Source organism: Dyadobacter crusticola DSM 16708 (assembly GCF_000701505.1).
Taxonomy (GTDB): Bacteria; Bacteroidota; Bacteroidia; order Cytophagales; family Spirosomataceae; genus Dyadobacter; species Dyadobacter crusticola.
The window spans coordinates 308,042-325,644 of the sequence record NZ_JNJB01000005.1 but is presented as its reverse complement, the minus strand read 5'-3'; the positions used below and the strand labels follow the sequence as shown (position 1 = coordinate 325,644).

The window sequence follows — 17,603 nt, the reverse complement described above, 5'->3', positions numbered from 1 at the left end:
GTCCTGAATCCATGAAGTTTTCTCGCTTTTTGTTCCTTTTGTTATTGAGTTCAAGGCTGGTCACTGCTCAGACCAGTAAGGTTTTCGACCAACTTTCTCTTCCATCAAAGCTGCTGAAATCCGCGCGCAAGTTCGCCATTTACCTGCCGCCGGATTATGCCACCTCGGAGCGGAGCTATCCTGTGTTGTACCTGCTTCACGGGGCGGGCGACGACCAAACCGGCTGGGTGCAGTTTGGTATGGCCCAGCACATTGCCGATAAGGCGATTGCCGACGGCACTTCCGCGCCGATGATTATCGTGATGCCGGATGCGAATACCGGCAGACGCGGTTACTTCAACGATGTAAAAGGTGACTGGCCTTATGAGGATTACTTTTTCAAGGAGCTCATTCCGTTTATCGAGAAAAAGTACCGCGTGAAAGCTGAGAAAGAGTTTCGTGCAGTTGCCGGGCTGTCAATGGGCGGCGGCGGTACATTCATGTATGCATTGCATCATCCGGAGCTGTTTGTGGCAGCCTGCCCGCTAAGTGCTTCCACTGGTCCGATCACGATGGAAGATGCGCGGAAGAACCTGGTACGCACTAATCCGGATATCGCTGATTCAACCGTCGCCCGGTATTACGAAAGGCACAGTGCATTGGCGCTGATCAATAACATTCCTGAGGATCAGAAAAAGGCTGTGAAGTGGTATATCGATTGCGGGGATGATGACTTTTTATATGAAGGCAATGCATTGGTGCACATTGCGATGCGAAAAAAAGAGGTACCACACGAGTTCCGCGTCAGAGAAGGCGCGCACAACTGGAAGTACTGGCGTGAGTCACTGCCTTCGGTGCTTGAATTTGTATCGCAATCCTTCCACCGTTGAGTACGCTGCGTGATATTTTGCCGGGGATTAAACAGTTTGATCTTACCGGCAAAACCGCCATCGTAACTGGCGGATCGAAAGGTTTGGGCTTTGCGATGGCGGCCGGGCTGGCGTCAGCGGGTGCTGATATTGTGCTGGTGAACCGCAATGCAATGGAAGGTGAGCGGAGTGCGGCTGAACTTTGCATTGCATTCGAAACGCGCGTACTTTCTTACGCGGGAGATATCACCAGCCAGGCTGATACAGAGGCAATGGCGCAATTTACAATGGACCATTTCGGCAAGATCGACATTTTGATCAACAGCGCCGGCATTAACATCCGTGGGCCGATCGACGAGATTTCGCCTGCTGACTTCAACAAGGTCATGGAAGTGAATGTAAATGGAACCTGGCTGTCTTCGCGGGCGGTAAGTCCGATTATGAAAGCGCAAAAGAGCGGCAGGATCATCAATCTGGCGAGTACGCTTGGCCTGGTAGGACTGGCGAACCGGACACCTTACACCGCCAGCAAAGGTGCAGTAGTACAAATGACGCGCGCCCTGGCGCTTGAACTTGCGCCTTTTGGCATTCGCGTCAATGCGATTTGTCCAGGTCCATTTTTGACTGAGATGAATATCCCCATTGCTGATAGTGAAGAAGCCAAGGAGATTATCCTCGGCTCCACTGCGCTGCACAGGTGGGCGCAGCTGAAAGAAATACAGGGCGCTGCCATTTTCCTGGCCAGCGAAGCATCCAGCTACATGGTCGGATCAGTGCTGACAGCAGATGGCGGCTGGACAGCCCGATGACAATGCTATTTCCTGTGCCCGGAAATTTTTAAATGAACATCAATCACCGGCCTGATCGAAGCTTCATCCGGCAGGCCAGGCTCGGTGGCGTAGTTCATTCCCCAGATCGTTCTGTCGAAAGGAGCAAAGGCTTCTAGTTTCAATGCATCGCCACTTACTTCAATTTTGGCGGGAAACGAGAATGGGTGTGCATTGCCCAGGATCGTGAGGTTGCCATGTACTTTGTAATTGGCGCCACCGATGGTCCCTTCTCCCGATCCCGTAAAGGGTTCCACACTGGTAATGTCGAACTTCACCTCGGGGTGCAGTACCATATTGAAGAAATCGGGACTTTGGAGGTGGTGTACCAATGCATGGCGGAGCTCCTCGGTGGGCTGGTTGAAGTTGACGATGGAAGAAACCGGAATAACAAATGATCCGCTCTTAACCTGTCCTTCTGCAATCATGAAGCTTTCACTTTTCACGGCAATAGACCCTTCGTTGAAGAAGCCTGTTTTCAGGTAACCTTTCCATTCTGCGACCGACGAGCTGTCTAGCTGGAATTCAGATTGCGCTACTTCGTGATCTGTGCAACTAAAAAGCAGGCCTGCCGCGATGGTAAGTGTAAGAAACTGCCTGGCTTTAAAAATGGAACTGATTGTTTTCATGGCTGATTGATTTGATTGGCTGTTAAGATTTACTCTGGCAAAATTACCTGTAATGGTCAGCGGAGAGCCTACGCGAAGCGGAGTAAAACCTACGAGAAACGGATTTACACGAATCGGCGGTATGTTCAGTTGTTCAAACATGAAAAAGCCGGCGAAGACGATCTTGCCGGCTGGACTACGCTCGATAGTTTAGAGATATTTAACGCGCCTCTTTGCCCACAGGCGTGGTGATTTGTTGATTTTTTAAGAGCTGGTTTACACTTGCTTCCAGGCTCTTCAATCTTGAAAGCGCCTGTTCTAGTTCCTGGTTTTTGGTATTTAGTTCTTTAATGGCTTCTATCAAATGCGGGATTAAGCCTGTGTAATTAACAGATTTGAAACCTGAGTCATCTGTTTTAACCAATTCCGGAAAGATCTTTTCAATTTCCTGAGCGATTACGCCAGTTTGCAAAGCTTGATCAAGATGCTTGTCTTTCCAGTAAAAATGGTATCCCTTTAAGTTGTTTATGTTCGCAAGGCTGTTGCTGAGCCCGGTAAAATTCCTTTTCAGGCGTCGGTCAGAGCTTTGAAGTACTCCCGACGCGACCATTGCGTTCCCAATGTTGTCTACCCAAAAGCGCCAGGCATTTCCGATATAAAAGCCAACTTCATCGTTGTTTTTCATTCCAACGAAAGCATTTGGTTGGTTTTGTGTATTGCTGAAGTAAATGCCTGCGGTCTCTCCGTTGTGACGAATGCGCGGCCGACCATCGATGTCGAGGATGAAATCCGGAAGAAGCGCGTTTTTCCCCAGGCCGATATTTCCGTTCCGCAGCATTGTAAATGCATTCGACAGATCCGTCGGGCCGGAGCCGTTCCCTATTTGAAAAATGCGGTCCGAACTTTTGCGATCAGAAATAGCGGGGCCCAAAGGATTGTCCTGCACATTATTGTAAGCTCCGAAGGTCGCAGAGGCAAATGCTTTGGCATAAGTACCTTCACCTGCCGTGAAAGACATGTTTCCCTCTGCACTGGACAAATATCCAGTCGATAGTGATCCAACACCATGGGCGGTACTCTGAATTCCGAGCGCGGTCGATGCTATACCTTTGGCAACTGTTTCTCTGCCTAAGCTGGTGGCGTAGGCTGACTGGGCTTTCGTTTCTGAACCTAATGCGGTAGCCGAGTTTGCAGAGGCTATTGATCTGTCTCCGCCAGCAAAAGCACTTGCGCCAAGTGCCGCAGTTGCATTTCCGCTGGCGAATGCGTACATCCCGGAAGCTTTTGTATCAAATCCGAAGGCCGCAGTGTGTTGACCTATGTTATTGTTGTTCCAGGCATTGCTGTTTATATATCCTGCTCGAAAAGCTGCCTTTTTAGGATACCAGATGAGACGGGTTCCGGCGGGCTGGTCGCTGATTGGCTGACCAAAGTCGAAAAAACCAGTCTGGACAATGGGCTCATTGTTTTTCCAGCGATCGGTTTGCTTGGCATGAATGGCATACGGCACACTAACTAATTGTGTAGAACCCACGCTGATATAGTTGCTTCCGCCGTTGACATCCATTTCAATATGCAAGAAGTAATAGCCAGACTCCCAATCTATATTCGAGAAAGTGCCGCTAATCACATTGCCAGACCCTACCATTACTGTGAAAACACCTTGTTCATTCGTCAGACTGGTATGCTCTTCCTGATAGATATTTGGACTGAATAATGGATGTATTCCAAACCGCAATGAGATATTCTGATTAGCCGCAACTTTCCCGTCAGCTGTTCTCGCGACGCCCTGAAAAGTGAAGAAGTCCCGGGCAGACTGGGCTTGCGTGAAGAAGGGCAGGCAGCAGATCAGAACAATAATAAACGTAGATTTCATATTCATTTTCTTTTGAGATGGGAAATCTGCCTTAGTGAGGGGCGCAGATGTATATCCTTCAAAGTAAATGGGCGACAAACGTGGCTGCCAAATCCATTACCTGCCGGTAAGTGCTGCTGAGCGAGCGGATTTTTTCCAGGATTTTTAGCGCTTATTTCTATTCTCCATTTTTAAATTGAAATATCACCAAACTGTCTTAAGTGAGATTAGTAACCCGTGGTTATTTTCAAAGAAAACATAGTCAGATTGCTGGAATCCTTGTTTATGTGAATAATTTCATATCTTTTTGTACTGCTGGTGACATATTGTACAATCCGTAGAAGAGATAGCTTTATACAGGTAATGGCCGACAGCCTTATTTTTCTCTGCTCTAAGTTCTGAGCAAATAATTCCCGATATAATTACGTTTTAATCCAAATAGGACATTTGTAACTTAAAGTTGAATTATTAATTGTGTGATTTAGACACACAGAGCAAAGGAGGTGACGATAGCGCGACGCAAGATTTTTTAATGTTTAACCAATTTTTTTTCACTATCTACTAATTTATACGTTCGATCTATGAGAATTTCTAAAAGAAGAAGGGACCGGAACCTAACACGGTACTTTTATTCTCTTGTGCTGACTGTGCTGGTCAGTGCCGCTGCATTCGCGCAGGATGCTGCAGTCAAGGGGAAAGTTAACGATGAGCAAGGACAAGGTTTGCCAGGAGTGAGTGTGGTTGTGAAAGGAACTTCGGTGGGTACCGTCACTGATCTGGAAGGTAATTACATGGTAAATGCACCTGGGACCGCGACGCTGGTCTTTTCATTTATTGGTTACATTACACAGGAAATACCGCTCGCCAACAAAACCAGCCTGGACGTGAAAATGCTTGTAGATACCAAAGCTTTGGACGAAGTGGTTGTGGTGGGTTATGGTACTGCCAAAAAAGCTACTCTAACGGGCTCTGTTACAGCGGTAAAAGGAGCAGAACTGCAAAAAGCGCCGGCAACTAACCTCTCCAATACCTTGGGGGGCCGTTTACCCGGCGTTTCTACTGTTCAGGCGAGTGGTGAGCCTGGTTACGATGGATCTGCCATTCGTATCCGTGGTACCAACTCACTGGGTAACAGCAATGCACTGATCGTTGTAGATGGTGTCCCTAACCGTAGTGGCGGTCTCGATCGTTTGAACCCGGCTGACATCGAAAGTATCTCCGTTTTGAAAGATGCAGCTGCGGCTATTTACGGTTCACGTGCAGGTAACGGTGTTATTTTGATTACAACAAAAAGAGGTAAATCAGGCAAGCCTCAGCTGGCATACGACCTGAACATGGGTATCGCCCAGCCGACCCGTACGCCTGAAATGTCAAATGCTGAACAATATGCTACTATCCGTAACGAGCTGCAGATTTATGACAATCTCCCGGTAGGACAGTGGTCAGGTGCATTGCAGGGCTTTAATGCCAATGGCCAGTACACACGTACCGACAATGGAAACGTGCTCAGCGCAGTGTACACGCCTGCTGACATCCAGCGTTTCAGGGACGGTTCAGATCCTCTGATCCACCCAAACACCGACTGGTATGATGCGGTGATCCGTAAATGGTCTCCGCAGCAGCGCCACAACCTGCAATTGACAGGAGGTAGCGACAATATCAAGTACCTGGCTTCTTTGGGTTACATCAATCAGGAAGGTAACTACGTGAATTCGGCAACGGGTTACAAGCAATATGATATGCGTGTGAACCTCGATACGAAGATCAACAAGTATGTAAGTGCCAACCTGGGGCTTGCATTGCGTGAAGAATTCCGCCGCTTTCCGAACGGTGGTGGTGCGGGCGATATCTTCCGTATGCTGATGCGCGGTAAACCGACGGAGATCGCTATCTGGCCGGACGGCCGCCCTGGTCCTGATATCGAAAATGGCCAGAACCCTGCGGTGATCACAACAAATACAACCGGATACAACCACGACAAACGTGACTATATCCAGACTAACGGAACATTGGAGATCCTTATCCCCGGTGTGGAAGGCTTGAAAGTGACGGCCATGGCTGCATTGGATAAGCAATTGCGCCGCCAGAAGTCTTTCCAGAAACCCTGGACACTTTACTACTGGGATAAAAAAACCTTTGAGGCTGACGGAACCACGCCATTCCTGACAGGAACTGTACGTTCTACTTTCAGCGATCCGCGTTTGACCGAGAATGCATCTCAGGAGCTTTCTATCCAGCTTACCGGCCAGGTATCCTACGAGAAAACGATCAATGATCACAATTTCAATGTAATGGCGGGTATCCAGCGTGAAAAAGTGGATGCTGACGGTTTCTTTGCTTTCCGCAGGTACTTCATCTCACCTGTTGTTGATCAGCTTTTCGCGGGTGGGAACCCAGAGCAGAATATCGACAATTTCGATTTGTTCAGACGTGCCCGTTTGAGCTACTTCGGTCGCGCCGGTTACAACTACAAAGAAAAGTACCTTGCAGAGTTCCTGTGGCGTGTGGATGGTTCTTATGTATTCCCGAAAGAAGGCCGCTTTGGTTTCTTCCCCGGGGTATCTGCCGGTTGGAGAATTTCAGAGGAAGATTTCTGGAAAAACAATGTACGTTTCATGAACAACGTGAAAATCCGTGGTTCATGGGGACAAATGGGTGCTGAGCCTTACCTGATCGGTACCGAGACGCTGGCTGAGTACCAGTACTTGTCTACAATGGCATTTGGTTCTTACATTATCAATGACCAGGTGGCAAAAACCTTGCTGGAAACACGTGTAGCTAACCAGAACTTCACCTGGGAGGTGGCGAACAACTCCAACTTCGGTATCGAAGGTACCTTGTTCCGCGACCGCGTTGCATTTGAATTTGATTACTTTGTAAACAACCGTTCAAATATCCTGATCCCGAAAGCAGGTTCAACACCTTCTTCTGCCGGTATCGACGGCAAGCTTCCTCCTCAAAACCTGGGTAAGCTGCAAAACAAAGGATGGGAATTCAAAGTGAGCTACGATGGCAATGCTGGCGATTTCACTTACTCAGTAGGTGTGAATGGTGGTTATGCCAAAAACAAAATCAAGTACTGGGATGAAACGCCGGGTGCTCCGACTTACCAGCAAACAACCGGAAAGCCTTACAACTCTTTCCTTGCTTACCAGTACGACGGTGTGTTCCGCGACCAGGCTGAGATCGATGCGAATCCATTGGACTACAGTGGTATCACCGGTTCAATTCGTCCGGGAGATATGAAGTTCAAGGATATCAATGGCGATGGAAGAATTACTGCTGATGACAAACTCCGGTCAGAAAAAACAAACCGCCCTCAATTCACAGGTGGTATGAACATCAACCTGGGTTACAAGGCGTTCGACCTGTCTATCCTCTTCCAGGGTACGCTCGGCGGCTTGCAGTATATCGGCCAGACTGAATCAGGCGACATTGGAAACTACCTGAAATACGCTTACGATAACCGCTGGACGATCGATAACCCAAGCTCAACAGAGCCAAGGCTTGCCAACAGGAACAACACGTATTATACCAACTTCGATAATGCCGGAGCGAATACTTACTTCCTGAGAAGCAACAACTACCTGCGTCTTAAAAACATCGAGGTGGGCTACAACCTGCCTTCGGAGATTGGCAAGAAAGCCGGTTTGAGCAATTTGAGACTTTACGTAAACGGACTTAACCTGTTCACCATTGACAAGATCAAGATCTGGGATCCTGAGGCGACTTCTTCAAACGGTCAGTACTATCCTCAGTCCCGCGTGCTGAATGCTGGTGTACGTGTAACATTTTAATGAATAATCATGAAATCGAGTTATAAAAATTGGATATTTCTAGCAGCACTTGCCACAACCGGGCTTGTTTCCTGCGACACTGAATTTTTGGACGTAACCCCTCCGACTGAGATCCCTGCAGAGGAAGTATGGAAAGAAGGGGCTTTGGCTGAAGGATTTGTAACTGGTATCTACCAGGGATTGCAGCAAGGCGGGTTCAGCGAACAAATGCTGGCCTCCCTGACTGACGAAGCTGTTTTTACCCATACCGGAAGAAACATCAACACCGTAAACGAAGGTAGCCTCAGCCCGTCCAACCTGGGTTGGGTTGACGATACTTACGGCTGGGGACCTATGTATACCCGTATTCGCGCAACCAACCTCGCGCTTGCAAACCTGCCGACAGCTACATTTACCGATGAGACGCTGAAAGCCAGGTTAATGGGAGAATCCTACTTTCTTCGCGCTTACTACTATCAGCAGCTGCTTCGCTACTACGGTTCTGTACCTCTGATTACAAAGGTTTACAGCCTGAACGAAGACTATTCGGTGCCCCGCAACACGTACGAGGAATGCGTTAAGTTTATCGTGATGAATTGCGATAGCGCGGCAATGTTGCTGAAAGGCAAAGCAGAGGTAAAAGGTCGCGCAACAGAAGTAGCCGCATTGGCACTGAAATCCCGCGTACTGCTTTATGCTGCAAGTGATTTGCACGATATGACCACTGCGAAAGCGAAATCTTCGGTGCTAGCTGCTTATCCGAACCCTGAGTTTCTGGGGTATGTTTCCGGCGACCGCAAGGCAAGATGGCAGGCGGCACAGGCAGCTGCAAAAGCTGCATTGGACGCGAGCTCAGGAGGGTATAAACTGAATTTGACAGCTCCTGTAACTGCTGAACAAGGCAAGCAGAACTATGTTTCAATTGCAATGGGCGGTGGTAGCCTTGACAAGTCAGTTGATGCGTCTGGCGCCAGTGAGATCATATTCGGACGGTATTTTTCACCAAGCCTTAACGAAGGAGCACGGCAGATGGGCTTGAACAATGGCCCTAACGGATACCACAACTGGGCTGGTAATACGCCAATCGGCTTGCTGGTTGACGACTATCAGATGATGGACGGTACCAACTTCTCCTGGACTAATCCAACGCACAAGGCAATGCCTTATGCGAACCGCGACCCCCGTTTGTACGCGACCGTGTTGTACGATGGAGCTCCTTGGAAACCACGTCCGTCCGACGCGAATGATCCTGCGAACCAGGTACAGACAGGTTCTTACGACCTTTTGGATGAAAAAGGTGCATTGTTTAACCGCAAGGGACTTGATACGCGAAGCAGCTCTATCGAAGACTGGAATGGTAGCCGCACCGGATACTACATGCGTAAATTCATCGATCCGAATCCATCGTTGTATGATAACACAGACCGTCAGAATATCCCGTGGCCATTTATCCGCGTGACCGAGGTGGTTTTCAACTACATCGAAGCGAGCATTGAACTGGGACAGGAAGCCGAAGCTTTAACCTGGCTGAACAGAATCCGCTACCGGGCAGGTATGCCGGCGATCAAGGCGTCGGGAACTGCATTGAGAGATGCTTACCGTCACGAAAAGCGCATTGAAATGGCTTACGAAGAGCAGCGTTACCACGATGCACGTCGCTGGATGATTGCAAAGGAAACCCTGGGTCGGCCTTTGCAGTACATTACGGTGCTCGGCAAGTTCAAGCCTGGCAAGAGCATGAGAGAGCCTTACCACTACGATCCGACTGTTTACGATTACACTTACACTCCGGTGGAGGAGAAATCGCACGAAAACAGAACCTGGCTGGACAAAATGTACTTCCGCCCATTCAGCCGTGACGAGATTAACCGTAACGCGAAGCTGGTGCAAAATCCAGGCTACGACAAATAATTAAGTGGGATGTTATTGAATCAGAAACCCGCGTCGGCATTTCCGGCGCGGGTTTCTTGTTTTCGGTGAAAAAAGTTACAAAATGTGGCGGGGCTAAACACCAGCTTAGCTTTTGGCTTATCAATAAAATACTGAACAAGAATATGTTATGAGTTTTGGCACAATGATGTTGTCAGGTGCAGCAGAAGTGCGGATGCACGAAGATTAGTATCAATTGTCTAAAAAACATACGATCATGAAAAAGCTAATAGTATCGGCACTTGCCCTGACGCTCATCTCTTTCGCTTCTGCCCAGGCGCAAACAGGCCAGCAGGAAGCCACACAGCAGGAGGTAGCAGCGCAAAAACAGTCGACCGTTAAGAAAGAGAATAAGGAAGAAAAAGTTGCTGTGAAACCGGAAGATCTTCCCGAGGGAGTGAAGAAAACCATTCAGAGCGATGACTTTGCCGGATGGACAGTTAAAAAAGCTTTCCTGGTAACGGAAGACAATAGCTCGCAATACTACGAATTGCAGGTGGCTAAGGGCAAGGAGAATGCCCGCGTGAAACTAGATAAGAATGGTAACAATGCCGGATAATATTTTCAGACTAAGCAATTAATGCAAGCCGGAACTCGTTTCCGGCTTTTTTGATGCCTAAACTTTCAATCTTGCCTGAAAATAAATGAACGCTACCGCTCCGTCATTTGAAAGCGCAAAGGTTTTCAGAACCCCTACTTTGAGTATCAGAAACTTAAAACAGGAACAATGGCGAATACAAAAACGATGATCGACCAGTGGTCGGTGAAGGATTTAGAAGATAATACAAGCATTAATGTAGTAGTCGAGTCGGGGACTGAGTTGGGGAATGCAGGGCTGCCGGGAATCCAGATCGTAACTATGGGGCAGTTTATCACTTTTGAGCCAAACACAGCTGAACGCTGGGCTTACCTGGCCGGAAAAACAGGCGCTACTGAATACTATATCGAGGATAAATCGTGGGCGAAAAGCGACGATGAATACATTAAATACCACCTGTTGCTCGGCAGTCCGCTAAAAGCGCGTGTTACCGTCAAAACCAGAAGCTCCAAGCCGATTTCGAGAGAATACGAGCTTCCATTCGAAGTTTAGCAACTTTTTTCTCGCCAAACAGATCTGATCCGGCAAATTTACGGGCATCGCTTACAACCATTTTTTGCGCACATGGTTCTTTTGATTGTCTTTAATTAACATACCATGAAAAAAACAATTCTTATCGCATTGATCTGTGCTTCTACACTGGCATGCACAAAAAATGAAATGGCCGCTCCGCAGGAAAAAGCAGAAGCTACCATTGTACCTTACCGTCAGTTAACCACCGTTCCTACGACAGGCGAGGACCTGAAAGTAGATCTCCGGGAGGTAACCGACAGTCGCTGTCCAAAGAACGTAGTCTGCATTCAAATGGGTAGCGCAAATGTGAAGTTCAATGTTTCCGATGGAAAGAACGCTACCGACGTGAGTGTAGCTTTTAAAGGAGACAAGCGGACCGACTTTCAAACATTTACGCTCAGCGGTCAAAATTATGTACTGAGTGTCAATGAGGTACTTCCTTATCCTGAGACCAGCCAGTCTCCTAAATTGGAAGACTATAAGGTAAATGTTTCCATTGAAAAGAAGTAAAAAGTAAAATTTGGTGTAAGGTTTGTAAAAGGAGTTAGCTCGATCTGGCTCCTTTTCTATTTTATAAAGTGTTGGGGCGCTATCGATTGTTGTGTAAATTGAGCTGTCACAATATGATTTAATGCAATGGACCCCAGATTTTCAAGAAGGGAAGTATTAAAGGGAATAGGAGCTCTCGGTACAACTCTGCTTCTCGATCCCGTTCCCGGCAATGCCTTTAAAGCACCAGCTATGTTAATGCAACGTACAATTCCTTCGTCGGGAGAGAAGCTTCCGGTAGTGGGGCTGGGTTCCTGGCAGCAGTTTGATGTGGGTAGCTCCGCCGATGAGCGCAATCCATTGAAAGATGTTTTAAAAAAAATGAACGAGCTGGGCGGAAAGGTAGTGGACGCCTCGCCGATGTACGGACGGGCCGAGCAGGTAATTGGTGACCTGTCGGCTGAGTTGAAGCTGAATGAGCAATTCTTCTTTGCTACGAAAGTATGGACAAGCGGCCGGCAGGAGGGCATTGATCAGATGAATGCCTCATTGAAGAAAATGAAGCGCACGAAGCTGGACCTGATCCAGATACATAACCTGCTTGACTGGGAAACGCATTTGAAAACACTGAAAGACTGGAAAGCGCAGGGGAAAACAAGGTACATCGGGATCACGCATTACACGGATTCGGCGCATTCCCGGCTTGAACAGATCGTTAAATCGAAATCGGTGGACTTTGTTCAATTTAACTATTCAATCCGTTCCCGCAATGCGGAGAAGAGCCTGCTTGATGCGGCGAAAGATAATGGAGTGGCTGTTTTGATCAATGAACCTTTTGAACAGGGGGCATTATTCAGGGCTACCAAAGGTAAGCAGCTGCCGGGCTGGGCAGCCGATTATGATATCAAAACTTGGGCTCAGTTTTTTCTCAAATACATGATCAGCCATCAGGCAGTTACCTGCGTCATCCCGGGTACGTCCGACGTGAAGCACCTGGTTGATAATCTTGGTGCAGCAACGGGCAAGTTACCTGATGCAAATACGAGAAGAATGATGGTGAAGTATCTTGAAACGCTGTAATGCAGCTACGCTTGTACTTTGGAAGTAAGATAATTGAGCAATGCAGTGGCAGCAAGCAGCGCCGGGCCGGCCAGCTCGTCGCTGAAAAGCACGTCGCAATCTGCCTCGCCGAAATAAAGCCCGTTTGATACCAGGAAAGAAATCCTTGCATTCCCCTTTTTTGGAGGATTGAGCCGCCCGCGCGGCCACACACCGATTTGCCGGACTACCTTTTCGCTTTCTTCAAATAAAGTATCAATAAGTACCTGTGATTGCTCATTAGCAGACTCCCACATGATCACTTTTCCGGAGTGGTGCAGGTACCGGGCTGTTCCGTCCTGGTAAGCTGCCAGTACATCCAGGCCGTCCTGCAAGCCTACTTCGATGATCACGCCCAGCAGTTCCTGTTTCAAAATCGGCTGATTGGCCTGCTGTAATCTTTGGTAGGCAAGCAGCTTGATGCGCGTCTCATTGCTGGCGAGATCAATGAGTTCGTAGAGCTCGGCCGGAGTAGCTGCCGGGTCGAAAAGCACTTGCCACGGGTAAACTTTGGTATCTTCTAATACTTCTTCAAAAAGGGAAAGCTCATCACAGAAAAGCATTTCGTAAAGAAAGTTCAGCTCATTACCAGTTGCATCCACCGCCTTATTGTCATTGAACATAGCCATTTCGAGTTGTTGTTTGTTAAATCCAAACATCGCCTTTTGTTCTCGTAGCGCGGCAATGAAATGATCTGGTGGTTCAAATCAGCTTGTAAGCGTGAAGCTTGTGCCCAGTTTCATAACTAACCTGAAAGCTACGCAGGGCCTGGCTAATGATTGCATTGAAAAATCAGGGCAATGCAAAAGCAACATATTGGTTTCCTTTTCTCGTGCCCAGTTTGGTGCCTCCGCAGGCTATTACGACGAACTGCTTTCCATTTACCTCGTAAGTAGCGGGAGTGGCAAATCCGGCAGCGGGAAGCATTGTTTCCCACAGCAGCTTTCCATTGTTTTTATCAAATACCCTGAACTTTCCATCCTTGGTAGCCGCAATAAACAGGAGTCCGCTGGCAGTTACGACCGGGCCACCGTAATTCTCAGTGCCGGTAACAGGCGCTCCTTTGGCCTTTAAAGATTCCACTTCGCCAAATGGGATCTTCCAGAGGTATTTACCTGTATTCAAATCGATTGCATTCAAAGTACCCCAGGGTGGCGAGATAGCAGGCAGCCCGTTTGCGTCGAGAAATTTGTTGTAGCCGGTACTCTGATAGGGGAGAAATGTCTTTTTCGAAGCAGGTGTTTGTGACACAGCTTCTACCTTTTCCTCGCCAAAAAGGAACGAAATTAATGCCTGCTTTTCACCGGCAGTGAGCATCGGGAAGCCGGACATCATTCCTTTTCCTGATGTAACTAGCTGGCTGACAAATGCCCGGTCTCGGCGCGTACCAATATCAACAAGCGAGGGATACCCGCTTTTCGCATTGCCTTTCCGCTGTGCACCGTGGCAGGTGGCGCAGTAGGTCGTGTAGGTTTTCTCACCTGGGCTCAATGCCGATAGTTCCGACTCTTTTGGTGTGTCCTTCATGGTCAGGATCCACGCCATTTCATTGCTGTTTACATATAAAATACCCTTATCAGGATCAGCCGCCGCGCCGCCCCATTCGGCGCCACCGTCGAATCCGGGGAGGATCACGGTACCTTCCTTACTTGGCGCCGCAAACAATGCTTTTTTGTAGGTTTTGAATTTCATTTTCAGTGAATCCCGGTCCGGTGCATATTGACTGATGTCGTTCTCTGTCAGCGCGTAGGCTTGTCTTGCAAACGCAGCCGGCCTGGTTGGTACCGGCTGGGTGGGCCAGGGATGTTCACCCGGCAACGCAGTTTGCGGCGCAGTGACTTCGCGGATCGGGTAAATGGGCTTGCCAGTAACCCGGTCGAAGAGGAAAATGTACCCTTGTTTACTTACCTGGGCTACCGCATCGATCTTCTGACCATTTTTCGTGATCGTAATTAAGTTCGGCGGAGCAGGCAAATCTCTGTCCCATATATCATGATGCATGGTTTGGTAATGCCAGATTCTCTTTCCGGTCCGTGCATCCAATGCGAGCAGACAGTTGGAAAAGAGGTTAGCTCCTTTCCGTTTTCCTCCATAAAAATCATAACCTGCGGAACCGGTGGGTACATATAATATCCCGCGTTTTCGATCGATTGCGGTACCAGCCCAATTATTTGCCGCGCCGGTATAGGTGTTTTTGTAAGCGTCCGGCGGGAAAGTTTCGTAACCGAATTCACCTGGATAGGGGATTGTATGAAAAGTCCAGACGAGCTTGCCTGTACGCACATTGAATGCGCGCAAATCGCCCGGTGCCGCATCGGATTCCTCAGAAAGGCGCAACGGCATAATGATCAGATCTTCGAAAATTGTCCCGGGCGTATTTGAAACCATGTACTTTTTCAACGCCACCTCGGGAAGCCCCGTGTGCAGGTCAATGCGACCGTTATCGCCGAAGGTTTTGATCGGTTTTCCGGTTTTCGCGTCGAGTGCGTACAGGAATTCACCCATCGCATGCAGAATCCGCTTGTCTTCTCCATCACTCCAATAGGTTAGTCCGCGGCTTGTATTGGAACCGTTTTTTGATTTATCACCAAAAATCCAAAGCTGTTTGCCGGTAAAAGCGTCCAATGCAAATGCCTGCACCGTGGCAGTTACGCCGTACAAAACGCCATCTATAACAATGGGATTGACCTGTGTCTGACCAGAGTCCGGCATGGAATAGGTCCAGGCTACCTGCAATTGTTTCACATTACCCGGGTTGATCTGAGTAAGCGAAGAGTAATGGTTGCGGTCTGGTCCGCCGAGGTATTCCGGCCATTCCTTATCATCTGCGGGAGCTTCAACAAAAAGAGAGCGGGAACTGATAAAAACTGATAACGACAGAACAGCGACCAACAGAAATTTCTTGGGAATTGATTTTATCATTTTGTCATTGGGTCATTAAGTCATTTGGTCATTTATTGTTCACTTCCGCTCCACATCAGATTCTCTCATTCATTGGCGGCCGTTCCACGGCGGCTCATTCATTCACTCACTCATTCACTCATTCACTCATTCACTCATTCAGTCATTCAGTCATTCATTCAAAACTAACCCCCTCTGTCTTTCCTGTCCAATCGTCGCTTCTGAATGCGCTGACCGGAAAACCGTCTTTGCTGTACAGGTTAGCATCTTCCGGCGCGTCGGACCATGCGTATCTAACTGAAACAGGCTTAGTGTTGGTAGGGTTTAAAACAATTACTTTATCACCCTCGATCACTGCCTGAGCGAAATGGAACACCTTGTCTTCACCGGCAATTTCAAATCCTTTTACATACCCGTATTTATCGCGCGTCATCAAACCATTTGCGGCATTCTTGAAAGTTACCTCCGCGTTTTTATCACTGAAAACAGCCTTGTCGAAAATGGGAGAAGCATAAGGAATGTTCTGTCCATAATCGAGCTTCAATGCATTGGTCGCGAGGCGGTGCGCAACGTCCTGTTTGTTTGTGGGGTGAATATCGTTCGGGTTTCCGACGTCAGTAGACACAGCCATTCCTGTTTTTAGCAGGCTCAATGTCATATTCTGCGCCTCGCGCAATTCGGCCCAGGAACTGCCCTGATTGCTGTTATTTTCACTTCCAAAGCTGGATAGTTGTACCCAGTAAAAGGAAAAATCATCTTTCCAGCGTTTGCGCCAGTCATTGATCATCAACGGAAATGATTTTCTATACTGATATGCGCGGGAGGCGTTTGTTTCGCCCTGATACCATAATGTACCGCGGATCGCAAATGGGATCAACGGCACGATCATCGCGTTATAAATGGTTGTTCCCACATTGTTCACCAAGTGCGCGTATTCGTGTTTTTCTGAGAATGCCGGCATCAGGTACCAATCTTTGGAAATGCTTATCTTACCTGCGCTTTCTTCCAGATAAAGGTCATTGGCCGAGCCCATGAAGCCTGGCCCAAACCACGATTGTCCGACCATGTTGCCCATTTTGATCACAAGCTGGTTTTTCCCTGCTTTCCATGTATTCGCGGGAATACTGATCTTTCTGGTTCCTTTCATCGCGCCTTCGTACACCAGCTTTCCATTAATATAGATCTGGTTGGGACTGTCGTTTTCAGGTAGCGAAAGGGTAGTTGGCTGTGCTGTCACGTTGGCGGTTACGTCCACTTCTTTTGCCATATAGCCCTGTCCACGAAATCCCTGCGAACCTTTCCAGTCCCATTGTCCAACCGGATCTGCTACTTTTTGCCAGTAACTGAAATCCGCGTTTCCGGAAGTGTATCTTTTTTCATCCTCTGCCGAAGGCGAAACGGAGGCGCTTTTAAAAAGCTGTTTCCGCAGCTTTGCGTCCATTACTACGTCGGCTTCTTCCCAGGTCTTCGGCATTGTTGCGACGTAGTTTTTCAGCTCCTCATCTTCGAGCATCGCTTCTTTGCTGATCCAGCCTTCGATCTGGGAGCCGCCCCAGGATGAATGCAGAATGCCGACAGGTATGTTGAGTTTTTGATTGATTTCACGAGCAAAGAAAAACCCGATAGCAGAAAACGCGCCTACTGCCTCGGAAGTCGCAATTTTCCATTCGCCCGCATTCAAATCTTTTTCCGGTTGCATTGAAACCTGGTGATCTACGCGAAAGTGACGGATCTGGGGGTATTCAGCATCTTTTTTTTCTGCTTCATAATTCTTGGCTGCACTAACCGGCCATTCCATATTAGACTGTCCCGAACAAAGCCAGACTTCACCGATCAGTATATCATTCACAACCACATTGCCAGACTTACCCGTTACCTGCATTGTATGCGGGCCACCTGCCTCGATTGGTTTGAAGCTCACCTGCCACTTACCTGAATTATCGGCTTTACCTTCCAAACTTTGACCCGCGAGGGTTACTTTGACCTTTTCACCGGGCTTCGACCAGCCCCAAACCGGAATGGGTTTCTGGCGTTGCAGTACAACATGGTCGGAGAACAAGCGGGCGAGTTTCAGTTGACAAAAAGCGGCCTGAGAGGTAAAAAGGAGTACTAAGAAGAGCAAACGTTTCATCTGGATCTATTGAATTGGAATTAGTTTATA

13 protein-coding genes are annotated in these 17,603 nt (G+C 48.2%); 8 read left to right on the top strand and 5 right to left on the bottom strand.

The genetic code is table 11. The features are described from left to right. Positions 1-11: 11 nt before the first annotated feature. Both Q369_RS0107610 and Q369_RS0107605 read left to right on the top strand, forming a co-directional pair. On the top strand, positions 12-869 hold the full coding sequence (locus Q369_RS0107610) for an alpha/beta hydrolase (protein WP_031527206.1): 858 nt from the start codon (positions 12-14) through the stop codon (positions 867-869). Next, on the top strand, positions 866-1,657 hold the full coding sequence (locus tag Q369_RS0107605) for an SDR family NAD(P)-dependent oxidoreductase (RefSeq protein ID WP_229206767.1): 792 nt from the start codon (positions 866-868) through the stop codon (positions 1,655-1,657). Before Q369_RS0107610 ends, Q369_RS0107605 begins: the two co-directional genes overlap by 4 nt. A 5-nt stretch (positions 1,658-1,662) precedes the next feature. Here the strand turns inward: Q369_RS0107605 and Q369_RS0107600 are convergent, their stop codons facing one another. After that, positions 1,663-2,304, bottom strand: coding sequence for a YceI family protein (locus tag Q369_RS0107600; RefSeq protein WP_031527204.1), 642 nt, complete (start codon positions 2,302-2,304; stop codon positions 1,663-1,665). 199 nt (positions 2,305-2,503) lie between these two features. Further along, positions 2,504-4,159 (bottom strand): tail fiber domain-containing protein, encoded by a 1,656-nt coding sequence (locus tag Q369_RS0107595; RefSeq protein ID WP_169739240.1) that lies wholly within the window; start codon positions 4,157-4,159, stop codon positions 2,504-2,506. A gap of 560 nt (positions 4,160-4,719) precedes the next feature. Between Q369_RS0107595 and Q369_RS0107590 the strand changes: the two genes are divergently transcribed. The 6 genes from Q369_RS0107590 (at position 4,720) to Q369_RS0107565 (ending at position 12,523) form a co-directional block, all read left to right on the top strand. Next, on the top strand, positions 4,720-7,935 hold the full coding sequence (locus Q369_RS0107590; RefSeq protein WP_084165669.1) for a SusC/RagA family TonB-linked outer membrane protein: 3,216 nt from the start codon (positions 4,720-4,722) through the stop codon (positions 7,933-7,935). Between the two features lie 9 nt (positions 7,936-7,944). Then, positions 7,945-9,825, top strand: coding sequence for a RagB/SusD family nutrient uptake outer membrane protein (locus Q369_RS0107585; protein ID WP_031527201.1), 1,881 nt, complete (start codon positions 7,945-7,947; stop codon positions 9,823-9,825). A 235-nt stretch (positions 9,826-10,060) separates the two neighbouring features. Continuing rightward, a complete protein-coding gene (locus Q369_RS0107580; protein WP_031527200.1) occupies positions 10,061-10,402 on the top strand; it encodes a hypothetical protein in 342 nt (113 codons plus the stop codon). A gap of 168 nt (positions 10,403-10,570) precedes the next feature. Next, complete coding sequence (locus tag Q369_RS0107575; protein ID WP_031527199.1) at positions 10,571-10,933, top strand: hypothetical protein; 363 nt, start codon at positions 10,571-10,573, stop codon at positions 10,931-10,933. A 105-nt stretch (positions 10,934-11,038) separates the two neighbouring features. After that, positions 11,039-11,464, top strand: coding sequence for a hypothetical protein (locus Q369_RS0107570; RefSeq protein ID WP_031527198.1), 426 nt, complete (start codon positions 11,039-11,041; stop codon positions 11,462-11,464). Positions 11,465-11,590: 126 nt separating this feature from the next. Then, positions 11,591-12,523 (top strand): aldo/keto reductase, encoded by a 933-nt coding sequence (locus Q369_RS0107565; RefSeq protein WP_031527197.1) that lies wholly within the window; start codon positions 11,591-11,593, stop codon positions 12,521-12,523. Between the two features lie 5 nt (positions 12,524-12,528). Here Q369_RS0107565 and Q369_RS0107560 read toward each other — a convergent pair whose 3' ends face one another. The 3 genes from Q369_RS0107560 to Q369_RS0107550 all read right to left on the bottom strand — a co-directional run bounded on the left by Q369_RS0107560 (position 12,529) and on the right by Q369_RS0107550 (position 17,573). Then, the gene (locus Q369_RS0107560; RefSeq protein ID WP_157488096.1) at positions 12,529-13,170 is read right to left on the bottom strand and encodes a hypothetical protein; all 642 of its coding nucleotides are present in this window, start codon (positions 13,168-13,170) and stop codon (positions 12,529-12,531) included. Positions 13,171-13,333: 163 nt separating this feature from the next. Then, positions 13,334-15,463 carry an outer membrane protein assembly factor BamB family protein gene (locus Q369_RS0107555; RefSeq protein ID WP_031527195.1) on the bottom strand — a complete coding sequence of 710 codons (2,130 nt, stop codon included), beginning with the start codon at positions 15,461-15,463 and terminating at the stop codon, positions 13,334-13,336. A 154-nt stretch (positions 15,464-15,617) separates the two neighbouring features. After that, a complete protein-coding gene (locus tag Q369_RS0107550) occupies positions 15,618-17,573 on the bottom strand; it encodes a sialate O-acetylesterase (RefSeq protein WP_031527194.1) in 1,956 nt (651 codons plus the stop codon). Positions 17,574-17,603 lie beyond the last annotated feature (30 nt).

What these genes read in the sequence shown, in the direction of transcription:
- Q369_RS0107575 (WP_031527199.1), top strand. Translation starts at nt 10,571, where the DNA reads ATGGCGAATACAAAAACGATGATCGACCAGTGGTCGGTGAAGGATTTA.
- Q369_RS0107600 (WP_031527204.1), bottom strand. Translation starts at nt 2,304, where the DNA reads ATGAAAACAATCAGTTCCATTTTTAAAGCCAGGCAGTTTCTTACACTT.
- Q369_RS0107595 (WP_169739240.1), bottom strand. Translation starts at nt 4,159, where the DNA reads ATGAAATCTACGTTTATTATTGTTCTGATCTGCTGCCTGCCCTTCTTC.
- Q369_RS0107550 (WP_031527194.1), bottom strand. Translation starts at nt 17,573, where the DNA reads ATGAAACGTTTGCTCTTCTTAGTACTCCTTTTTACCTCTCAGGCCGCT.
- Q369_RS0107570 (WP_031527198.1), top strand. Translation starts at nt 11,039, where the DNA reads ATGAAAAAAACAATTCTTATCGCATTGATCTGTGCTTCTACACTGGCA.
- Q369_RS0107580 (WP_031527200.1), top strand. Translation starts at nt 10,061, where the DNA reads ATGAAAAAGCTAATAGTATCGGCACTTGCCCTGACGCTCATCTCTTTC.
- Q369_RS0107565 (WP_031527197.1), top strand. Translation starts at nt 11,591, where the DNA reads ATGGACCCCAGATTTTCAAGAAGGGAAGTATTAAAGGGAATAGGAGCT.
- Q369_RS0107560 (WP_157488096.1), bottom strand. Translation starts at nt 13,170, where the DNA reads ATGGCTATGTTCAATGACAATAAGGCGGTGGATGCAACTGGTAATGAG.
- Q369_RS0107610 (WP_031527206.1), top strand. Translation starts at nt 12, where the DNA reads ATGAAGTTTTCTCGCTTTTTGTTCCTTTTGTTATTGAGTTCAAGGCTG.
- Q369_RS0107555 (WP_031527195.1), bottom strand. Translation starts at nt 15,463, where the DNA reads ATGATAAAATCAATTCCCAAGAAATTTCTGTTGGTCGCTGTTCTGTCG.
- Q369_RS0107585 (WP_031527201.1), top strand. Translation starts at nt 7,945, where the DNA reads ATGAAATCGAGTTATAAAAATTGGATATTTCTAGCAGCACTTGCCACA.
- Q369_RS0107590 (WP_084165669.1), top strand. Translation starts at nt 4,720, where the DNA reads ATGAGAATTTCTAAAAGAAGAAGGGACCGGAACCTAACACGGTACTTT.